We start from the raw sequence: 20392 nt of genomic DNA on the forward strand, positions 1-20392 counted from the left end.
ACCGGGCGTTGGGGACCCAACACCGCCAGCCAGAGTCGGAGCTGATCCGTCATGGACTCGGGCGATCGGCGCCGCCTTTCTTCTCCGGCTTCGGAGAATTTTCGAATTCCGCTTGATCCGACGTCATGGTTACATACCCCAAGACCCGCGACAAGCGACACTATTAACCCGCCACACCCACGCTATCGGCACTCCATCGAAACGCATGGGCGCACTTTCGGGCAGCCGAAGAACCCGTCCCGGCGATTCGGGAACGGACGTCAGGAAGGGCGAATAGGCCCGCGCCCCATCGACCGGGGACACGGCCGCCGTACGCGAGGATCAGGCCTGCTCGACGAGGCCGCCCGCCGCGACGGCGTACGGAGGGAGCGACGCGCTCAGCCAGGAGGCCGCCCAGCGACGCGAGTGGGGCGGACCGCCCGGACCCGTCAGCGAACCCGGGCCTTCCACACAGAATTGCTGAGCTCGGCCGCGGGCACCTGCCTGAGGATCGACTTCTGCAGCTCCTGGAGCTCCTGCCCCGGCTCGATACCGAAGTTCTCGGAGAGCCGGCGCCGCATGATCGCGTAGTTCTGCAGCGCCTCCGCCTGCCGGCCGGACGCGTAGAGGGCGAGCATGAGCTGCGCGCGGAAGACCTCGTGCAGGTGGTAAACCGAGACCGCCTTGTGCAGCTCGGGAATGATCTGCCGGTGCCGCCCGAGGTCGAGCTCGGCGCTGAAGAGCTCCTCATAGGCGGCTATGCGCTCGCCCTCCAGGACGCGCGCCTCCTGTTGGACCGTTTCACCCGGGATGCCGGCGAACGCGCTGCCCCGCCAGACGTCCAGGGCGCTGCGGAAGGTCTGCGCAGCGTCCGCCTTGTCATCGCATCGGGCCATCCCGCGCGCCGTGTCGACCTGCCGCCGGAAATACCAGAGGTCGGTCTCGGCATAGTCCACGCTGAGCATGTAGCTGTCGGTGCTGGTCTTGAGCTCGACCCCGGCCAGCGGGCGCAGCATCTGGCGCAACCGGTAGATGTAGGACTGCAGGGTCGTCTGCGCGGTCACCGGCGGGCGCCCGTCCCACACGAACCTGATGAGCCGTTCTATTTGCACCTCGTTGTTCGCCTGGAGGAGCAATGCCGCCAGTACCGCCCGCTGCTTGGGTGCCGTGATGGAGATGCGCTTTCCCAGATGTTCCACCTTCAGATTTCCCAGAATCAGAAAGTGCATCGTCACTCTCCCCCTTCGATCGGCACCGCGCGGCGTTTCCAGTGATGATCATTTTGGATGATAGCCACCCGGGATGGCCCCAACAAGCCTTGATCACCAGCGGCAGAGCGTCGATCTTCTATCACCCAACGCAATATTAGGGTTGCCTACCCTCACTCGACGGCGGCCCGCATCCGGCCCCATTTCACCACGGAACTCGACCCCTCCCGGCCATCGAACGGTCATGACCGCAGGCTGGACGCCCAATGGGCATCCGCTCTCAGTCAGGTTCCGGCTTTGCGCTATTCGCCCCGACCTCCCCCACCCGCCCGCGAGCACGCGCCTAAGAATGCCTAAGGTGCCACTAAGAGTTCGCGATCGTCACTACGGGCCCGCCCGCGTACTTCTTTCGCCGCGCGGCCACAGTCGGCCCCTTATGCCACCACCGAGGCTCCAACGAAGGTCCATCGGGTCGCGACCCGTCCGACCACTTAGCGCAGGGAAAGAAAAAACGCGCGTTAACCGCGGATGGAAAGCAACAGGGGGACAACCTGGTCGATGCCCTTTTCGTGCAGATGCCGCATCACCAGCCCGGCGTCGTCCGGGCCGTCCACCAGAAGGCACCGCGCAGGCACCCGCCCCTTCGCGACGGCGGCCGCGGGGATGGCGAACATCGGGGCGTCGACCTCGGTGACCGTGTGGTCCCGGCCGTCCAGCCACTCGGCGACGACGTCCGGCCGCCCCCGGGGCACGGGCACGATGACCAGCACCTGCACCAGCGCGCCGGCTTTGAGCGGGGCCTTGCCCAGCTCACGAACGATCGACTCGGCCGTGAACGGGTCGAGCCCCCCGGCGCGGTCCCGGGGCGGACGGCCGGGCGCGTTGAAGACCACGTGATCGTGACCGTCCAGGCCGTCCTCGAACCCGGCCACGCGAAAGTCGCCCGCCCGGCCGTTCACGAGCGCGTTGGCCTTGGCAAAGAACACTGCCCGCGGATTGACGTCGATTCCGGTGACCGACTCGTGATCCGGCGCCATGGTCAGGGCGAGAAACCCCGATCCCGTACCGACGTCCAGCAGACGGCCGCCACGGCCGGAGACCTCCTGGCGCATCACCAGGCTGCTCGCATGAGGCGGCATGACAAGGTCGGGACTCAGGTTCATCACCGGCCGCTCTCCCACGCAGGAGAACAGCGGATCAGACAGGAAGAACATCCCTGAATGAGGAGACACGGAAACAGTCGGTCGGACCCGGTCTCCCAACTCCACCATGCCCAGGGTTTCGAGAATGATCCGCAGATCCCGGCCCAGAACGCTGGTGTATTGATGGCGCTCGGCATCACCGTTACGGACGAAGAGTTGCGTCAGCATCCCCTCAGACGTGCGAACGAGTTCAGCGACCCGCCCATACGATCCGAGCGCATGCAACGCCGAACGTCGCAACAGGTCGTCAACATCCCTGGCCCCCAGAACCCGGGCCGCCGACCTCTCGTCGAATCCACTTTCACGCAGACGGGGAACAAGACCGGCAATGGCATGGGCGATATCCGGTGAATCAATATCGACGTCGGCGCCCCACCGGCTCACGATCTTGGATCGTACTCCCGAACCAAATACCTGTACAGGCCCGAGATACAGACCGCGCTTGACGAGCAAGAACTCACCCTGTCAAACACAACAGAGCCCGCTGGGACCCCGCTATCGGCCTCGCTTCGCCGCCGCCCGCCGCGGCGGATGGGCGCATGCGGTGGTCCAGCGCCTTGGCTCCCCCGCCGGATTCACGGGCCGGAGCTGCCGGCCAAGGTGAGCAACTGGTACAGATCGCGCACCGCCTCCATCGCCCACACCATCGAGCCGGCTGCCAGCAGCAAGGGGATGATCGCCGGCCAGGTGAAATACCGGGACCGGCGTGGTGTCAGCAACTCGGCCACCCGCCGCGGAACCTCCCCGGGCCGGACAGCCCTGGCGAAGGAGAGCCGGAGCGACGAATCGGCCGCCGGCCGACGGTTGGCGGCGAGGGCGGCGACTCCGATGGCCCGAGCCACTGCTCGCCGGTCCCCGACCGTGCCGACGGCCCGCTCGTCGGCCGCGCGCTCGATCAGGTAGGAGACGCGGTGCGCGACCCAGCGCAGAGCCGGATGCGCCGCGCCCGCCAACTCCGCCATGAGCATCAGCCGGAAATGATCGGCCTCCAGATGGGCGCGTTCATGCGCCACGAGCACAGCGAACTGATCGTCGTCCAGGACGGCGCGCATACCCGTCGTGACGACTATCCGTCCGGGACGGCCGGGGACGGCGAGCGCGTCGATCTCGTCGCTCTCGATGAGGACGACCTGCTCCAGGTCAGGAAGTTCGGCGACCTCGCGGACGAACTCCCGGCCGCGGCGATGCCTGCGCCATACCCGTACGGCGGCGTGGGCGGCGTAGGCCAGCATGACCACCGACACCCAGGAAACCCAGCGCACGTGCACGGTGTCCTGCACGATCGTCCGCTGCGACAAGCCGAATCGAGCGGCGATCCAGGGCACCTCGCCCGCGGCCTTGACCGTGAAGGTGCCCAGACTGACGAAGGCCGCCACCGCCGCCACGGCGGCCGACCATGCGAGCGCGACCACGCCTGCGGCCGGCGGCAGGCGGTCCGCCAGCAGGGCCGCGATGACCACTACCGCGGCCGGTATGACGAGCACGGACCATACAAAGTGATCGAACACGTTCATTCCTGACGTGGAGGACTGTTGATCAGTCTGACACCGGCGCGCGACTCCCGAGCGCAGGGTGGCTACAGTTCGTACGATGACGCCGAAGGCCCCCGGAACCCCTCCGCCGCGCAGGCGCCCGGGGGAACTCGAGGCCCAGATCATCACCGTGCTCGTCGAGGCCGGCGCCCCCCTGACGACCGGGGAGGTTCTGAAGCGGCTCGGCCCGGGGGGCGGGCTCTCGTACAGCACGGTGGTGACGACCCTCACCCGGCTCCACAAGAAGGGAGCCGCCGTCCGCAGCCGCCACGGACGCGCTTTCCGCTACCGGGCCGTGGCCGACGCGGCGGCGCTGACCGCGTCCCGCATGAGCCGCCTGCTGTCGGACGAGGCCGACCGCGCGTCGGTCCTCCGCCGTTTCGTGAGCACCCTCGACCCCGACGACGAGGAGATCCTGCGCGAACTGCTCCGCGATCAGGACGATTGACCGCTCGCCCACATCAGGTGAAACGCCGACCTCCGACGCACCACCCGCGCTACACCTTCGGCACCGAGACCGCAATCCCCGACGGCCCGGAGTGCCCTGCGCGGCCGCCAGGTCGGTGAAGTCCATCCCGCCGTCAATGACGACCATGGCCATCTCGTGTGCCGGACGCCGAACAGCGGTGATGGTCCGCTCAGCGGTTGGGCGCCCACGCTCAACGCCGCCTCGACCGAGGGAAGGGTCACCGCGCCGACAGGTTGCTGGGGTGGCACGACGGCCGGGGCGACGCGCACGGCGCTACGGTCCGAGTGAGTACGGTGGGAGGTGGCTTCGAGTCTCATCGTGTCCGCTCGTCCAAGAGCGGGCCGTCCCGGAGTAGTGAACTCACGGCCCTGGCAGGGCTGGGACGGACCGGATCGTGGCCGACGAGCCTGCGCAGACCAATGCGACGACGACACGCCTGCAGTCGTTGCTGCTGGAGACCACCAGTGTCGAGGACTTCCTTCAGGAAGTGGTCGAGCTCGCCGTGGGCGAAGCGGGGCCGGGACTGTCGTGCGGGATCACCATGCGGGCTGAGGGCCGGGCGCTGACGGTCGCCAGCTCTGATGTGTTGGCCGAACAGGTCGACGAGGTCCAGTACGGTCTCAAGCACGGCCCCTGCCTGCACAGTCTCGACACCGGTGACCGGATCTACATCGAGGATCTGGCCGCTGCGGAACGGTGGGCCGACTACGCCTCACGTGCGCTGGCGCACGGCGTGCGGTCCTCGTTGTCCCTGCCGCTGCAGGTACCCGGCGCCAGCATCGGCGCGATGAACCTGTACGCGCGGACGCCGCACGCGTTCCCCGAGGACCGGACCCGCACCCTGGAAGGGTTCGCGCAACTGGCGGCGGGAGCGCTGGCAATCGCGTCGCGGCTGGCGGCGGGCACGGCTCTGGCCGATCAGCTGCAGGCCGCGCTGGCCTCCCGGTCGGTGATCGACCAGGCGCTCGGGGTGCTGATGGGGCAGCAGCGATGCACCGCCGACGCCGCGTTCGCGATCTTGCGGACGGCATCGCAGAACCGCAACGTCAAGCTCCGCGACATCGCCGCGCAGATCGTCACCGCCGTCAGCGGCGCCCCGCCCCAGCCCACCCCGTTCAACATCGGCCCCGACCCGGCCCCGCAGAGCAGCTGAAACCACAGGCCGCTGCCTGCCCAGCGAGCCGACACCGCCGACACCTGACCGGCGGCCCCGGAAGTGCGATGATCCCCTCGGTCAAGGTCGGCGATCGTCCACAGCGCCACGCGGCACCTCCTCCTTCGAGGAGCCTTCGCGTGTTGTTTCGGCGGCAGAAGCGGCGCCATCCCGGCCTTGGCCCTCGCCGCCCCGGGCTTGGCCGTTGTGGGCCGCGTGCTGAGCCCGTTGCCCACGACGCCGGGACCGGCGATCTTCATCCGGCCCCGTAGAACCGGACCGCAGCGGCGGACCTTCTGACACGGCGGCGACCGGTCGCGACGCGCGCCGCACCAGGTGATCGATGTGCTCCCGCGCCGCATGCGCACCAGGCAGATCCAAGACCGTGGCGATGGCCTCGGCCTCCAGCCCGGCATCCCGGGCGGCGTTCAGCAGGCGGAACTCGCGCCGGTCGGCGTCCAGCCGGACCGCTTGGGCCAGCACCAGCGCGGCGGCCAGATCCGGGCCGATCGCGGTACCGTCCTCAGCGGCCTTGATCACCGCCTCGATCGCATCGACGTCGGGCATCGGCCGCTCATAGGTCTCCCACAGCAGCACCTGCACACCCTTGGCGTACCGGCCCGTCAGATGAACGCGCGCCGCCCGGACCATCTTCGGATCGGGAGCCGGCGGCTCCACGGGGCGCCCGGTCACCGGCCACGCTCCGCGGCACCGTCCCCTTCTCCAGGGGTCCTCGTCCAGGGAACCGTCGTCGGCATCACAGACCTCCACCCACGTCGAAAACGCTGGTGGCCGCTCTGCTGGACCCTCGCCGCCATGCCTCCCGAGACACACGCGACCCGTACAGGATGCCCAAAACCGACCCGAGACGTCAAAGATCCACACCACCACGTTCACTCGGCCACCGTCGCACCGCGTTCGAAGGCACGTCAGTAGCGATCGGCAACCCTGTTGACAGGCGTTAACTCAGAACGCGACGGCCGATTACGGGTCTGTACGGTTTCGGCACCTCGGGCCCCACAAACGCTGGCACTCCTCGGCTACGAGATGCGGTCGGCCTCGTCCTGCTTGGCCTGTTCGACGGTCGTTTCGGGAAGGCCCGCGGCGGCCAGGGCCTGGCTTTCGGTCGGGCCGGGCGCCAGTGCGTTGACGCGGATGCCGTCGGCGGTGGTTTGGGCCAGGGGCATCACCTTGGTGGCCCCGGCGTTGTTGACCAGCACGTCCACGCGGTCCCACCCAGGCGTGCGGACGGCCTCGGGAGCGTTCTATGCCCCCGACCCCCGATGGCCAGGGACCCCCGACTTGGGCTCTAGAAGTTGTCGCGACACCCCACTCCAGGCAGGGCGACTCGAAGACCGGCTGGCGGTGGCGGAACGGACGTGGCCCACCCCTTTTGCGCGCTGCTTGGTGGGGCATCGCAGCGCTGAGGTGTGGATACGGCATCGCAACAACCGTTAGGGTCGTGTACTGGTGAGCCGGGAAGTCTGGTCGGCATGTCCCTACCCGACCGTCCCCGAAGGGCCCCGGCACGCCGATGACCATTCTGCTGACCGTCTTCGCGGCGCTGCTGCTGCTGGCAGTGCTGCTGTCCAACCTGGCCAACCGCACCATCCTGTCCACCGCGGCGCTGTTCTTGGTGGGCGGTTTCCTGCTGGGCGACGGGGTGACCGGTGTCGTCTCGGTGAAGCCGGGCGATGCGATGGTGTCCCGGTTGGCCGAGCTGGCGCTGTTCGCGGTGCTGTTCACCGATGGCATGCACGCCGGCTGGCGGGATCTGCGCAGCGCTTGGCGGCTGCCGGGCCGGGCCCTGGGCTGGGGACTTCCGCTCACTCTGCTGGTGACCGCCGGCCTTGCGCGCTATGTCGTGGGGTTGGGGTGGGTGGAGTCGCTGCTGATCGGGGCGATCCTCACCCCGACCGACCCGGTGTTCGCCGCGGCCTTGGTCGGCAATGAGCGGGTGCCCCCGCGGCTACGGCATCTGTTGAACGTGGAGTCCGGCGTCAACGACGGTGTGGTCCTGCCGTTCGTGGTGTTGTTCCTGGCCGTCGCCCAGGGCTCGCACGATCTACATCTGGGTGAGCTGGCCGGTGAGCTGGCTCTGGGAGTGGTGATCGGCGTGGCGGTGCCCTGGGCGGCGATAACGTTGGAGCGCACCAGAGTGTTCGCGATCTCGCCCAAGTACGAGCCGCTGAACGCGGTCGCCATCGGGCTGCTGGTGCTCGCCCTGAGCCAGGCCACGCACGGCAACCTGTTCCTGGCGGCGTTCGCCGCCGGCATCACGGTGGCCAGCATCGGTGACCGGCACCGGGAGGCGTTCGAGGACTTCGGCGAGTTGGTCGCCGAACTGCTGAAGCTCGCGGCACTGCTGGTGTTCGGGGCGCTGCTGTCGCCGGCGTTCCTCGGAGACGTCGGTTGGAGGGGCTGGGCGTTCGCGGTGTTGGCACTGGTGGTGGCCCGGCCGGTGGCGATCTGGGTGTCGTTCCTGCGGTCCGGGCTCACGACTCGTGAGCAGGGCGCGGTGATGTGGTTCGGGCCCAAGGGGTTCGCCTCGGTCGTGTACGGGCTGCTGGTACTGGAGTCGGGCATCTCGGCCGCCGGGAAGATCTTCCACCTGGTCGCCGTCACGATCGTGTTGTCGATCCTCGCCCATTCCTCCACCGACATCGTGGTGGCCCGCGGCTTCGACGACGAACGAGAGGTCCCCGCCTGGTTCGGCAAGGCCAGGACGCTCGCGCGTCGCCCCGCCAGGACCGATGCGCCGGCAATGGACGGCGACTCACCATGATGGACGTGCCCGCCGCGCGGCCAGGCGTGGTCAGGGCCCGGCCGGCCAAGCCCGGCTCATGCCCGTGTTCAGATTCGCCGAGCAGGAGGCTCCTTGACCGCCGTAGCCGCCATCGCGATCTTCGTCGTCGCCTATGTGCTGATCGCGTCGGAGAAGGTGCCCCGCACCGCCGTCGCGCTCGGTGGCGCGGCGCTGATGATGCTGCTGCGCATCACCGACTCCGGCAAGGCGTTCTTCTCTGAAGAGACCGGCATCGACTGGAACGTCATCTTCCTGCTGCTGGGGATGATGGTGATCGTCTCGGTGCTGCGGCGCACCGGGGTGTTCGAGTACGTGGCGATCTGGGCGGCGAAACGGGCGCGGGGAAAGCCGTACCGGCTGATGGTGATGCTGGTGGTCATCACCGCGGTCGCGTCGGCGCTACTGGACAACGTCACCACCGTGCTGCTGGTCGCCCCGGTCACCTTCCTGGTGTGCGAGCGGCTCGGGCTGAAGGTGGTCCCGTATCTGATCGCCGAGGTGATGGCGTCCAACATCGGCGGCACCGCGACGCTGGTCGGCGACCCGCCCAACATCATCATCGCCAGCCGCGGCGGGCTGACCTTCAACGAGTTCCTGGTGAACCTCGCGCCGCTGGTCGTCGGATTGATGGTGGTGTTCTGCCTGCTGTGCCGGTGGCTGTTCCGATCGGCGTTCGTCTACGACCCGGACCGCGCGGCCGCCGTCATGGCGCTCAACGAACGCGAGGCCATCACCGATCGGCGGCTGCTGTGGCAGGGACTGTCGGTGCTCGGGCTGGTGGTCGCGGCGTTCGTCCTGCATCCCGTGCTGCACTACGAGCCCTCCATCGTCGCGCTGCTGGGTGCCGGGCTCCTGGTCGCCGCGACCAAGGTCACCACCGAGCAGGCGCTGGAAGAGGTCGAATGGCCGACGCTGGTGTTCTTCGCGGGGCTGTTCGTCATGGTCGGCGGGCTGGTCGAGACCGGCGTCATCGCGCACGTGTCCGAGGCCGCCGCCGACGCCACCGACGGCCGTCTCGGTTTCGCCACCATGCTGCTGCTGTGGGCCTCCGCCGCCCTGTCGGCGATCGTGGACAACATCCCCTACGTCGCCACGATGACTCCGATCGTTTCCGACCTGGTCCATGCCCAACAGCCCGCCGGGGACGGTCACGTCCTGTGGTGGGCGCTGGCCTTGGGCGCCGACCTCGGCGGCAACGCCACCGCCGTCGGCGCCAGCGCCAACGTCGTCGTGCTCGGCATCGCCGCGCGCAACGGCGCCCCCATCAGCTTCTGGACGTTCACCAAATACGGGCTCATCGTCACCACCATCACCGTCGCCCTGTGCGTCCCCTACCTCTGGCTGCGCTACCTATAAAGGACACGATGCTGAGGGAAAGGATCCGCTCAAGGCCGCCCGCCGCATTCCATCGGCCGTCAGATCGAAGGTCGCATCGTCGAGGGAGAGCCGTTCGGCATCGGCGCGGCGAAAGCGGACGCGGTCGTCGAACCCGGCCGCGCGTCGTGTCGGTGCCGGGGAAAGCCGACGTGCTCCACGCCGTCGACCTGGGCGGCGTGGTCGGGGGCGAGCAGCAGGGCCGTTCCACCGGTACCGCTGGCCACGTCCAGCACCCGTCCGCGGCCGCCGCGGACAGTGTCAGCGCTCTGGTAGACCCGTTGTCACCGTCGTCTCATCCCCCGGTCGTCGTGAGGTCGTCCGCCAGCCGGTGCAGATCGGCTGCGGTATGCGTGGCCGCGGTCATGACCGAGGGGTATTCGGCGCCGCCGCGATTGAGCCAGGCGGCTTGAAGCCCGGCCCGTCGGGCACCGTCGATGTCCCACGGGTGGACGGCGACCAGCACGGTCTCAGCCGGGTCGGCGCCGAGCGCGTCGATGGCGTAGTGGTAGGCCGCGGGGGCGGGCTTCCATGCCCTGGGTGCGCCGACGTCCAGCAGCGCCGTGAAGTACTCCACCAGGCCGGCCCGGGACAGCAGGCGCTCGGTGTTGGCGGCCGAGCCGTTGGTCAGGGTGGCGAGCCGCAACCCGGCGGCGTGCAACTCGCGCACGCCGTCCGGGACGTCGGGATGCACGGTGAGGTCCGCGAAGCCGTCCAGGATGTGGGCCGCCGCGCGAGCGGCGTCCCCCTCCCATCGCGGCAGAGCGGTCAACAGGCCGCGCAGCCCGGCATCTGCCACATCGCGGAAGTCGGCGTAGGCGCCGGCGGTGGTGAGCGCGAAGCCGTCCCGCAGGACACCGGCGAACCAGGTGGCGACCAGGTCTCCTGGAGCGCCGACGTCCGCGAACCGCGTCCGCAGCGTCGACATGTCGCTCAGGGTCTCGTTGACATCGAAGAGCACTGACCGAATAGTCATGCCCCGTCTCCTTCCCGCACTCCGGCGAACCGACCATGGGGGGACGTCCGCGAGGAGTGGGAGTTGTCAGCCGCCTGCTGTCGGGGTGGGTCGAGTGCTCGAATGGGTGGTGTGGTGTGGTGTGCATGGAGGAGGGCGAACATGGCACGAGCCGTTTGGAACGACGTCGTGGTGGCCGAGACCGATCGGCCGGTGATGCTGGAGGGCAACGTGTACTTTCCGCCCGAATCGCTGCGGCGCGAGTACTTCACTCGGGCCCGCACCGTTTCGGTGTGCCCGTGGAAGGGGCTCGCGCGGTACTACTCGGTCACGGTCGGGGACCGCACGGCCAAAAGCGCGGCCTGGTACTACCCGCATCCGACGCCCTTCGCCCGCAAGATCAAGAACCACGTGGCCTTCTGGGGCGACGTGCGGGTCGAGCACTGACCGATGGCCACGGCCCCCGGGCATGACCTGATCGTGATCGGAGGCGGCGCGGCCGGGCTCGCCGCCGCCCGCACCGGACCCTGCTGGTCTGCGACGGCCCGATCGGCGGGGACTGCACGTTCACCGGGTGCGTGCCGTCCAAGACCCTCGTCGAGCACGCCGCACGCGGCGCCTCCTTCACCGAGGCGATGGCCGCGGCGCGGGACGCGGTCGCCGCCACCGAGACCGCCGACGTTCTGCGCGGCGAAGGCATCGAGGCGCTGTCCGGACGCGTCCTTCCGATCGGCCACCGAGGTACAGGTGGACGAGCATGCGCTGTCAGCGACAACCCCACAAGTCCGGCCCCGCCTCCCCCATGACGCCTGCTCCCTTCCGCTCGGCGGTGTTCGCTCAAAGGCGGTCTTCGAAGTAAGAGCGTGAAGCGGGGCGGGCTGGGGTGACACGGCGGCGCCGGAGCCAGTGTGACGGTGATACAGATTCTGTCAGTGGGCGGCGGTGAGCTCGCCGCTGAGCTTTCCGTGCAGGTGGGCGCTGGGCTGGTTGAGGCCGGTGATCTGGACGGTCTTGCCACGCTGGGCGTACTTGGTGGTGATGGCGTCCAGGGCGGCGACGGAGGAGGCGTCCCAGATGTGGGTGGCCGACAGGTCGATGACGACGGTGTCGGGGTCGCCGGCGTAGTCGAACTGGCCGACCAGGTCGCTGGAGGAGGCGAAGAACAGTTCGCCGGTGACCCGGTAGACGACGGTGGCGTTGTCGGGATCGGTGACGGCGGTGACCTCGGCGAGGTGGGCGACGCGGCGGGCGAAGATGACCATCGCGGTCAGGGTGCCCAGCACCACGCCGATGGCCAGGTTGTGGGTGGCCACGACGGCGGCCACGGTGATGGCCATGACGATGATCTCGCCGGCGGGCATCCGCTTGAGCGTGGCGGGGGCGATGGAGTGCCAGTCGAAGGTGCCGAACGAGACGAGGACCATGACGGCGACCAGCGCGGCCATCGGGATGTCGGAGACGATCGGGCCCAGGCCGATGCACAACACCATCAGGAAGGCGCCGGCCAGGAAGGTCGACAGGCGGGTGCGGGCGCCGGACACCTTCACGTTGATCATCGTCTGGCCGATCATGGCGCAGCCGCCCATGCCGCCGAACAGCCCGGTGACGATGTTGGCGATGCCCTGGCCGATGGACTCGCGGGTCTTGCTGGAGCGGGTGTCGGTGATGTCGTCGACGAGCTTGGCGGTCATCAGCGATTCCATGAGCCCGACCAGCGCCATGGCCAGGGCGTAGGGGGCGATGGTGGTCAGGGTGTCCAGCGTGAACGGCACGTCGGGGAGGCCGGGGACCGGGAGGGCGGAAGGCAGGGCGCCCTTGTCGCCGACGGTGGGGACCGCGATCCCGGCCGCGACGGTGATCACGGTGAGGACGGCGATGGACACCAGCGGGGCGGGGATCACTTTGGTGACCTTGGGGAACAGCACCATCAGTGCCAGTCCGGCGGCGATCAGCGGGTACACCGGCCACGGCACGTCGTGCATCTCGGGGATCTGCGCGGTGAAGATCAAGATGGCCAGGGCGTTGACGAACCCGACCATCACCGAGCGGGGCACGAACCGCATCAGCTTCGCCACGCCCAGCGCGCCCAGGACGATCTGGAAGGCGCCGGCGAGAATGACGGCGGCGACCAGGTAGCCCAGGCCGTGCTGGTGGTTGAGCGGTGCGATGACCAGCGCGACCGCACCGGTCGCGGCGGAGATCATGGCGCGGCGGCCGCCGACGATCGCGATGGTGACGGCCATGGTGCAGGAGGCGAACAGCCCGACCGCGGGGTCGACTCCGGCGATGACCGAGAACGAGATCGCCTCGGGGATGAGGGCCAGCGCCACGACCAGGCCGGCCAGGACCTCGGTGCGCCACACCTTGGGATCGGTGAGCCAGTCGGGACGCAGGGCCCGCAGCCGGGCGCCCCGCGAGACGGCAGAAGACGAAGCAGACAAGAGGAAGAGCAACCTGTCGGACTCGGGCACGCCACCGGGCAGGCGGCGCGGGAAGTGGCGCAGACGGGCCGGACGGCACCTCTGCGGGCGGCCGCCGCACGGGCGGACCGCGAGATCACGACGAACGAACGCGCAGACGACCTGCGCACGGGGCGGGGGCCCGGCCAGGTATCAGGGGGGCGGCCGAGTTCATGTCCAGGCGGTGGTCACGGCGGGCACGCGGCGCCATACGACATCGGCTCGCGCACGCTCCCCCAGTCGAAATCCACCATCGCGGCTCCGGGGCGTTGCCCAGCACCGGACACGGTAATGGTGGAACCATCGCGAGCGGTCCCACCACCAGTAACTCTACCCTAACGTGAGGGTAGAGAATGCGGGGGTCGCGGACCGGAAGCAGACGCGAAAGGGCCGGTGGACGGCGGGACATGGACGGCACGCACATGCAGATCGGCGAGGTCGCAGCGCGGACGGGGCTGTCGCTGCGCACGATCCGGCACTACGAGGAGACCGGCCTGGTCGTCCCCTCGGCGCGGTCTCAGGGCGGCTTCCGGCTCTACACCGAGGCCGACGTGGCCCGGCTGATGGTGATCCGCCGGATGAAACCGCTCGGCTTCACCCTTGACCAGATGCGCGACCTGCTGGAGATCACCGACCGCCTCGATGCCCCCGCGGACGCCGGCGGCTCGGGCGGCGCGCTGCCAGGCGGCGAGCGAGCGGCGCTGCTGGAGCGGCTGAGCACTTACGAGCAGGCCGCCGCGCAGCAGGTGGACAAGCTGCGGGTGCAACTGGCCCGAGCCGAGGACTTCGCCGCGACCTTGCGCGCCCGCCTGGACCACGCCGACGCGCCACCAGGGTCTTGACCTCGACCATGGTGTTCGATGAGCCGAGCTGCCGGGACGACCGCAACACCGAGAGCGCGAACCACCGGCCCCACGGCAGGCCTCTGCACTTGAGCCCCGTCACGATTGACGGGCATGCTCTCCCGCACGTGTTCCGCAACGGAGGACAGGGCATCTAGCTGCATTGTCGAGCACACGACGGGGGGTGAAGAGTGGAACCGACCGCAGATGGCAGTCGACGGTTTCTGAGTGTTCTGCCCTTCGGCATGATGGGTGTGGTCACCGCCGTCGATCTTCTCGCCGGGCCCGGTGTGGGCTACCTGCCCCTGCTGTCGCTCGGCCCCGCCTTCGCCAGCCTGTCCTGCGGCGTCCGGCGCACTGCCGCCGTCGGAGCGCTCGCCGTCGCCCTCTGCGCGATGCTCGGCCTTTACGACCAGACTCTCGGCACCCGCGCCAACAGCCTCACGTTCGCGTCGATCGGCGGCGTGATCGCCGCGGGCATGCTCGCCGCCGGCCTCCGGGAGCGCAACGAGCGGGAACTCGCCGACGTGCGCACCGTCGCGGAGGTGGCACAGCGGGTGCTGCTGCGTCCGATGCCCCGCAAGGTCGGTCCCGTTCAGGCCGCCGTCCGCTACGTCTCCGCGGCGGCCCACGCGAGGATCGGCGGGGACCTGTACGAGGTGGTGCTCACCCCGAACGGCGTCCGTGTGATCGTCGGAGATGTCCAGGGAAAGGGGCTGGACGCCGTCGAGACCGCCGCGGTCGTGCTGGGCGCCTTCCGCGAGGCCGCCTACGACGAGCCGGAACTCAACGGCGTGGCGGGCCGCATCGAGACGGCCCTCACCCGCCACCTGACCAGCGAGCAGTTCGTCACCGCGATCCTCGTCGAGATCCAGCCGGACGAGAGCGCGACACTGCTCAATCAAGGGCATCCGTCACCGCTCCTGCTCCACCGCGCCGGGCCCGTCGAGGCCGTCGATCCGCCCGAGCCCGCACCACCGCTCGGCCTGTCCGGCCTCGTCGACGCGCCGGTGCCGGCACGCTCGCTGAAACTGGAACCCGGCGACCGGATGCTCCTCTACACCGACGGAGTCGTGGAGGCACGCGACCAGGACGGCGCCTTCTACCCGTTGGCCGATCGAGCGGAGCGGCTTCTCGCGGCCGACGACCCCGAGGCGGCCCTGGACGCGCTGGTAAGAGACCTGACCCGCTTCCGGGGAGCACCACTCGACGACGACGCCGCCATGCTGCTTCTGCAATGGCGGGCATCCGCGGACCGCGGCGCACATCGACTCAGCTGACCGCCTGAAGGCAGCCGGCGACCATTCCGGAAAAGGGACCGATGGCGCACAGCAGCAGGCTCAGAGCCGGATAGTTCCCGGTCGGGCCATCGGATCCGTCGAGGGAGCGCTGGGCGTCGAAGAACAGGCGCTCGGGCACCAGCGGCGTCCACGCCACCCGCTCCTCCTCATCGGCGGCGGCCTTGCCGATATAGGCGGGGTTGTGGACGATGTCGTGCACGACGGCCCACGACCAGCGCGGGCCGCCTCGCGGAGCGCGCACACCGCGACCCTCGAGCTCACGGATGATCGGCTGGATGCCCTGCCCCTGGGCGACCCGGCTGATGATCTCGCGGACGACGCTCGCCTGCGGTTCCAAGGGCAGTTGCGTCACGTACCGTCCCCGCTCATCGCGAATGCACCGGTAGCCGTAGGGCACCGGCCGACCTCTCCTCCGCGCCACCGCATCCCCCTTCGCCGCACGCGGCCACTGTTACGCCAGGCCAAGCATCCCCCCAACAATTGCATAGTGCAATAAACCGATCGCTCCGAAGCGGACGTCACTCCCAGCCGAGCGGAACGGCGGCGGAGACGGGGGGTTCGCCGCCGGCCTCGGCGAACGCCCGCAACGCGGCCACCAGGGCACGGCGTTCGCCCGGCGGCATGCGCGCGACGATCGCGGCGATGTCGGTGCGCCGCCGGGTCGTCACCTGGTCCACCACGGCGCGTCCCGCCGCGGTGAGTTCGATGCGGATCTCGCGGCCGCTGTCGGGACTGGCCCTGCGGTCGACGAGTTTCGAGGCGACCAGACGGTCGACCATGCGCAGGGCCGTCGACGGGTTGACGTCGAGGAGCCCGGCGAGCGTCACCAGCTTGGCCGGCCCCTGCGAGGACAGCACCACCAGCAGCCGGAACTGCGGAAGGGTCACCGCGTCCTCGACGGCCGCCAGCGACCGTGCCGCGACCGCGACGAGCAGCCGCGACGCGGTCAGCATCGCCGAGGTGAGTTCGTCGACGTCGCCGACCCCCGGACCGGCGTCCGCGCTTCCTTCGATCACGACGACGTTTCTACCCTCCCGGCCGCAAGGGCGCCAATCCCTCTCCGATCCCCCGCGGGACGCCGGTCCGCACGGCGTACACCTCCCCCCGAATGTCATTCGGGACGAAAATGTTGCATACTGCAATGGTTATGGGACGAACAGGGAGGGACGACTCAACAGTGGCCAACACGTCCAGCCGTCATGAGATACCCGTCGAGACAGGGGCCCGCCTTCTCGTCACGCGGCTGCGTGAGACCCAAGGCGGCCTCATCGTCCTGGCCCTGCTGGTGGGCTGCGGGGCAGGGCTGGGCGCGGTCGTGTTCCGCAAGCTCATCACCGCGTTCACGCACCTGTTCACCGGGCACGCCGACTACTCCGCCGCCGGGCACGCCGGCAACCCGCACCTGCCCTGGCTCGGGCCGTTCTTCGTCCTGATCGTCCCGGTGGTCGCCGGGCTGGTCTACGGGCCGCTGGTGCACCGCTTCGCCCCCGAAGCCCGCGGCCACGGCGTCCCCGAGGTCATGTTCGCCGTCGCGCAGCGCGGCGGCCGCATCGGCGCCCAGGTCGCCATCGTCAAGTCCCTCGCATCGGCCCTGACGATCGGGTCGGGCGGCTCGGTCGGACGCGAGGGCCCCATCGTCCAGATCGGCGCGGCGCTCGGCTCCACGCTCGGCCGCCTCGCCCGGCTCACCGAGAACCGGCTGCGGATCCTGGTCGCCTGCGGCGCCGCCGGCGGCATCGCCGCCACCTTCAACGCGCCCATGGCCGGGGTGTTCTTCGCCATGGAACTGATCCTGCGCGACTACACCGTCGAGTCGTTCGGGGTCGTGGTGCTCTCCAGCGTCACCGCCAGCGTCATCGGCCGCGCCATCCTCGGCTCCGCCCCGTTCATGTCACCGCCCCACTTCGAGATCTCCCATCCCGCCGAGTACGCGCTGTTCGCCCTGCTCGGACTGCTCGGCGCGCTGGTCGGCGTCGGTTTCACCCGCGCGCTCTACCTCATCGAGGACGTGTGCGACCGAGCCTGGCGCGGCCCCGAATGGCTCCGCCCCGCCGCCGGCGGCCTGCTGCTCGGGCTCCTGCTCCTCGCCGTCCCCCAGATGTACGGCGTCGGGTACCCCGTCCTGCAGAACGCCGTCAACGGCCAGTACGCCATCGCCTTCCTGCTCGTGCTGCTGGTAGCGAAGATCGCCGCCACCAGCCTGACGATCGGCATCGGCGGATCCGGCGGCGTGTTCGCCCCCAGCCTGTTCATGGGCGCCATGCTCGGCAGCGCCTTCGGCGCCGCCGCCCACCACGCCGCGCCGTCCCTCACCACGTCGCCCGGCGCCTACGCCCTGGTCGGCATGGGAGCCGTCTTCGCCGGCGCCGCCCGCGCCCCCATCACCGCCGTCGTCATCCTGTTCGAACTCACCGGCGAGTACTCCATCATCCTGCCGATGATGACCGCCATCGTCGTCGCCGCCCTGATCAGCCGTCGCCTGACACCCGACACCATCTACACCCTCAAACTGCGCCGCCGAGGCGTCGACCTGGACGCACCGCCCGTGGACCCGCGTCTGACCGCCGACGTCGCCACCGTCATGGCACCGGTCCCCGAGCCCCTGCCCGCCGCCCTGACCATCGCCGACGCCTCGCAGCGCCTGGCCCTGTCCGCCCACGGCGCCCTCCCCGTCATCGACGACCAGGGCGCCTACCAGGGCCTCGTCACCGCCCGCGCGGCCGCCGAAGCCCTGGCCGATCCCGCCCCCCGCAGCACCGACGCCGGCCACGCCGCGACCGTCGGCGCCCTGGCCGAAATGCCCGCCCCGCTCGCCGCCGGCATGCCCCTCGCCGACGCCCTCCACCACCTGACCACCGCCGACGGAACCGGCCTGCCCGTCCTCGACGCCGACCGCTCCGCCCTCGTCGGCTGGGTCACCCACCAGGCGGTCCTCCGCGCTCTTCACGCGCCGAAGATCGTCACCATCGAACAACCGGCGCGAACGGCAACGATGCCGCCAAAGGAAACGTCCGAAGTTCAGGTATAGGCCGAGGCAATCGCGCGGCGGCCATGGCGCCCTCTCTTGCGGGCCGCCCGCTCGGACCTCGACCAGACGGAATCCAAGCCGGCGGACGCCACCGACCCCTGCCAGGTAGCCGTCTCGGTCGCAGAGACGCGAGAAGGCCGGGGGCGAGCGAGAGGCGGCCGCAGTTAACGCCCACCGGCGATTCCCGCGGAGCCAGGCAGGTCAAGCGCCATTGGAAAAATCCGGGGAAGGACGTTAGGGAGGCGCCGTACCGGTTATGACCTATCGTGAGGCGATACATACCGGCACCGCATATGCCGGTCTTCGCCGAGCCGTATGGACGACGAGAGGGAAAGGAGTAGATCCATGACCACTCATCCTGCGGGGAGCATCGAACAACACCCGGACATCATCGAGATGCGCGCCCGGTACGAAGCCGCGGCGGAGACGCCCGTCGCGCAGGGCGTGAACGGACTCATCGCGCTCGCCGGCCTCTACCTGGCGGCGTCCTCCTGGATCGTCGGGTTCAGCGGCCTCACCAACCTCACGGTCAACAACCTGATCATGGGGATCGCGGTGACCCTGCTGGCCGTCGGCTTCGCCTCCGCATACGGCCGCACGCATGGCCTGACGTGGGTGACACCGGTGATAGGGACATGGACGATCATCGCACCCTGGGTGATCCGCGGTGACATGTCCACGACGTCCACCATCTGGAACAACGTAGTGACGGGTGCCATCGCGCTCGTTCTCGGAGCGGCCGCCATGGGCTTGGCGGCCATGCGCCGGTCATAACGCCACCCGGACGGGTCAGGGCCGGCGCCCAGCGTCGCCCCTGACCCGTGCTCGCGACCTGAGGCATCGAGAAAAGGGGCCGAAGACACGGAGACCACGCCGTGACCATTGCACCCTTGAGCCTTTTCCAACGCGATGCAGCTTCTCGGAATCGCACACTCCTCATACGGCCTTCCTCGGGGCCGACCACTCGCCGAGAAACCTGTCCGAAGTCCCCACGGCCCCCAAACATTCACACTAAAGCCATTGCGGGACGCAAAGCACCCAGGGCGATTCCGGACGGCGCGGCTGGTCCGGAACGTCAGGAAGCCCCCGGTAGGACGGTTGATCTTTCACAACCACCCGTCCGCACCCAGAGGCCCTGCATGCTCTTGTGCGGTGCTTCCCTGCCGTTGTCGTAGTCCAGCATGCGGGTGAAGACGAGAGCGGGACAGGTCGAGTGAGACGGCGAAGGACAGGACCACGGTGGCCAGCAGCATCAGCGGGACGATGCGCTCGGTGTAGCTCAAGGCGGCGCGGCGGTAGTCGAGCTGCACGGCGGGACCGCCGCCGACCAGGACATCAGGGTCGATGGCGTGCAGGCGGTGACGCAGTTCGTCGATGGTGTGCGCAACGGAACTGAGGGAGTGCCGGCGGGCGATCGACGCGGCCCCGCGGCGGCCGAGCTCCAGATGGTCGCCGCAGTGGTGAAGGACGCCCCGAGCGAGGCTGGTCAAGCGGATGATCCGGCAGCTACCTGATGGAACGGTGGAGACCGTTGACCGGAAACGAGAACACGTTACAGTTTGCGTCATGACCGCAGTCAGCTGGGACGCACCGGACGGTGACCACCCCGCGCGCCGGGCGGTGCGCGCGGCGATGGCCGCGGCCGCCGGCGGACGCAAGCAGGAGTGGCTCGCGCTGTTCGGCCCCGACGCCGTCATCGAGGACCCCGTCGGCCCCTCGATGCTCGATCCCGAGGGCAAGGGGCACCGCGGGCCGGACGGGATCGAGCGGTTCTGGGACGAGAACATCGCCCGGGTGCGGAAGTTCCACTTCCGGGTGAGCGACTCATTCGCCAACGGTCCCGCCTGCGCCAACGTCGTCACCATCACCGCGACGCTCGACGGCGAGACCACCATGACGATCGACTGCCTGACCGTCTACACGGTCGATGACGACGGCCTGATCACCTCGTTCCGCGCCCACTGGGAACCGGATCGCGTGATGGCCACCCTGAACTCGCCGTAGGGCGCGGGAAACCGGCATCGGGCCGTGCGCGCTTCTCGCTGCGATCGCGGAAGCTCGGTGCCGGGAGGGCTCAGTCATCC

22 protein-coding genes are annotated in these 20392 nt (G+C 69.4%); 11 read left to right on the plus strand and 11 right to left on the minus strand.

The genetic code is table 11. The annotated features are described in order from the left end of the window. Positions 1 to 428 precede the first annotated feature (428 nt). From ABD296_RS00085 to ABD296_RS00095, 3 genes are all read right to left on the minus strand, one after another. Positions 429 to 1178, minus strand: coding sequence for an AfsR/SARP family transcriptional regulator (locus ABD296_RS00085; RefSeq protein WP_344259903.1), 750 nt, complete (start codon positions 1176 to 1178; stop codon positions 429 to 431). Between the two features lie 527 nt (positions 1179 to 1705). Further along, entirely contained in the window at positions 1706 to 2773 is a 1068-nt protein-coding gene (locus tag ABD296_RS00090) for a methyltransferase (RefSeq protein ID WP_344259905.1), read from the minus strand. Between the two features lie 191 nt (positions 2774 to 2964). Then, positions 2965 to 3903: a M56 family metallopeptidase gene (locus ABD296_RS00095; protein ID WP_344259907.1), complete on the minus strand. Its 939-nt coding sequence runs from the start codon at positions 3901 to 3903 to the stop codon at positions 2965 to 2967. Positions 3904 to 3979: 76 nt separating this feature from the next. Between ABD296_RS00095 and ABD296_RS00100 the strand changes: the two genes are divergently transcribed. Next, positions 3980 to 4369: a BlaI/MecI/CopY family transcriptional regulator gene (locus ABD296_RS00100; protein WP_344259909.1), complete on the plus strand. Its 390-nt coding sequence runs from the start codon at positions 3980 to 3982 to the stop codon at positions 4367 to 4369. A gap of 415 nt (positions 4370 to 4784) precedes the next feature. Further along, a complete protein-coding gene (locus tag ABD296_RS00105; RefSeq protein WP_344259912.1) occupies positions 4785 to 5543 on the plus strand; it encodes a GAF and ANTAR domain-containing protein in 759 nt (252 codons plus the stop codon). Between the two features lie 81 nt (positions 5544 to 5624). On the opposite strand, the gene ABD296_RS00110 is transcribed toward ABD296_RS00105, so the two are convergent. After that, positions 5625 to 6236: a hypothetical protein gene (locus ABD296_RS00110; RefSeq protein WP_344259914.1), complete on the minus strand. Its 612-nt coding sequence runs from the start codon at positions 6234 to 6236 to the stop codon at positions 5625 to 5627. 347 nt (positions 6237 to 6583) lie between these two features. Then, positions 6584 to 6769 carry a hypothetical protein gene (locus ABD296_RS00115; protein WP_344259916.1) on the minus strand — a complete coding sequence of 62 codons (186 nt, stop codon included), beginning with the start codon at positions 6767 to 6769 and terminating at the stop codon, positions 6584 to 6586. A gap of 308 nt (positions 6770 to 7077) precedes the next feature. Between ABD296_RS00115 and ABD296_RS00120 the strand changes: the two genes are divergently transcribed. Both ABD296_RS00120 and ABD296_RS00125 read left to right on the plus strand, forming a co-directional pair. Continuing rightward, on the plus strand, positions 7078 to 8328 hold the full coding sequence (locus ABD296_RS00120) for a cation:proton antiporter (protein ID WP_344259918.1): 1251 nt from the start codon (positions 7078 to 7080) through the stop codon (positions 8326 to 8328). 93 nt (positions 8329 to 8421) lie between these two features. Next, positions 8422 to 9705 (plus strand): ArsB/NhaD family transporter, encoded by a 1284-nt coding sequence (locus ABD296_RS00125; RefSeq protein WP_344259920.1) that lies wholly within the window; start codon positions 8422 to 8424, stop codon positions 9703 to 9705. Between the two features lie 59 nt (positions 9706 to 9764). On the opposite strand, the gene ABD296_RS00130 is transcribed toward ABD296_RS00125, so the two are convergent. Both ABD296_RS00130 and ABD296_RS00135 read right to left on the minus strand, forming a co-directional pair. Next, on the minus strand, positions 9765 to 9950 hold the full coding sequence (locus tag ABD296_RS00130; protein WP_344259922.1) for a hypothetical protein: 186 nt from the start codon (positions 9948 to 9950) through the stop codon (positions 9765 to 9767). Positions 9951 to 10018: 68 nt separating this feature from the next. Continuing rightward, a complete protein-coding gene (locus ABD296_RS00135; RefSeq protein WP_344259924.1) occupies positions 10019 to 10699 on the minus strand; it encodes a haloacid dehalogenase type II in 681 nt (226 codons plus the stop codon). A 141-nt stretch (positions 10700 to 10840) separates the two neighbouring features. On the opposite strand from ABD296_RS00135, the gene ABD296_RS00140 reads away from it, so the two are divergent. Both ABD296_RS00140 and ABD296_RS00145 read left to right on the plus strand, forming a co-directional pair. Further along, positions 10841 to 11125, plus strand: coding sequence for a DUF427 domain-containing protein (locus ABD296_RS00140; protein WP_344259926.1), 285 nt, complete (start codon positions 10841 to 10843; stop codon positions 11123 to 11125). A 131-nt stretch (positions 11126 to 11256) separates the two neighbouring features. Then, positions 11257 to 11484: a hypothetical protein gene (locus tag ABD296_RS00145; RefSeq protein ID WP_344259928.1), complete on the plus strand. Its 228-nt coding sequence runs from the start codon at positions 11257 to 11259 to the stop codon at positions 11482 to 11484. A gap of 123 nt (positions 11485 to 11607) precedes the next feature. Here the strand turns inward: ABD296_RS00145 and ABD296_RS00150 are convergent, their stop codons facing one another. Continuing rightward, a complete protein-coding gene (locus tag ABD296_RS00150; protein ID WP_344260452.1) occupies positions 11608 to 13080 on the minus strand; it encodes a SulP family inorganic anion transporter in 1473 nt (490 codons plus the stop codon). A gap of 464 nt (positions 13081 to 13544) precedes the next feature. On the opposite strand from ABD296_RS00150, the gene ABD296_RS00155 reads away from it, so the two are divergent. Next, a complete protein-coding gene (locus ABD296_RS00155; protein WP_344259930.1) occupies positions 13545 to 13979 on the plus strand; it encodes a MerR family transcriptional regulator in 435 nt (144 codons plus the stop codon). Between the two features lie 245 nt (positions 13980 to 14224). Then, positions 14225 to 15259, plus strand: coding sequence for a PP2C family protein-serine/threonine phosphatase (locus ABD296_RS00160; RefSeq protein ID WP_344259932.1), 1035 nt, complete (start codon positions 14225 to 14227; stop codon positions 15257 to 15259). On the opposite strand, the gene ABD296_RS00165 is transcribed toward ABD296_RS00160, so the two are convergent. Together ABD296_RS00165 and ABD296_RS00170 are read right to left on the minus strand one after the other, a co-directional pair. Next, positions 15252 to 15632, minus strand: coding sequence for a recombinase family protein (locus ABD296_RS00165; RefSeq protein WP_344259934.1), 381 nt, complete (start codon positions 15630 to 15632; stop codon positions 15252 to 15254). The genes ABD296_RS00160 and ABD296_RS00165 overlap by 8 nt on opposite strands. Positions 15633 to 15798: 166 nt before the next feature. Beyond that, positions 15799 to 16296: a MarR family winged helix-turn-helix transcriptional regulator gene (locus ABD296_RS00170; RefSeq protein WP_344259936.1), complete on the minus strand. Its 498-nt coding sequence runs from the start codon at positions 16294 to 16296 to the stop codon at positions 15799 to 15801. Between the two features lie 161 nt (positions 16297 to 16457). Between ABD296_RS00170 and ABD296_RS00175 the strand changes: the two genes are divergently transcribed. Together ABD296_RS00175 and ABD296_RS00180 are read left to right on the plus strand one after the other, a co-directional pair. After that, on the plus strand, positions 16458 to 18308 hold the full coding sequence (locus tag ABD296_RS00175) for a chloride channel protein (RefSeq protein ID WP_344259938.1): 1851 nt from the start codon (positions 16458 to 16460) through the stop codon (positions 18306 to 18308). A 345-nt stretch (positions 18309 to 18653) separates the two neighbouring features. Further along, positions 18654 to 19082 carry an SPW repeat protein gene (locus tag ABD296_RS00180; RefSeq protein ID WP_344259940.1) on the plus strand — a complete coding sequence of 143 codons (429 nt, stop codon included), beginning with the start codon at positions 18654 to 18656 and terminating at the stop codon, positions 19080 to 19082. A gap of 332 nt (positions 19083 to 19414) precedes the next feature. Here the strand turns inward: ABD296_RS00180 and ABD296_RS00185 are convergent, their stop codons facing one another. Further along, positions 19415 to 19798, minus strand: coding sequence for a hypothetical protein (locus tag ABD296_RS00185; RefSeq protein WP_344259942.1), 384 nt, complete (start codon positions 19796 to 19798; stop codon positions 19415 to 19417). A gap of 76 nt (positions 19799 to 19874) precedes the next feature. Between ABD296_RS00185 and ABD296_RS00190 the strand changes: the two genes are divergently transcribed. Then, positions 19875 to 20312: a nuclear transport factor 2 family protein gene (locus ABD296_RS00190; RefSeq protein WP_344259944.1), complete on the plus strand. Its 438-nt coding sequence runs from the start codon at positions 19875 to 19877 to the stop codon at positions 20310 to 20312. Positions 20313 to 20392: the final 80 nt, after the last annotated feature.

This window comes from Actinomadura napierensis, from assembly GCF_039529375.1.
Taxonomy (GTDB): Bacteria; Actinomycetota; Actinomycetes; order Streptosporangiales; family Streptosporangiaceae; genus Spirillospora; species Spirillospora napierensis.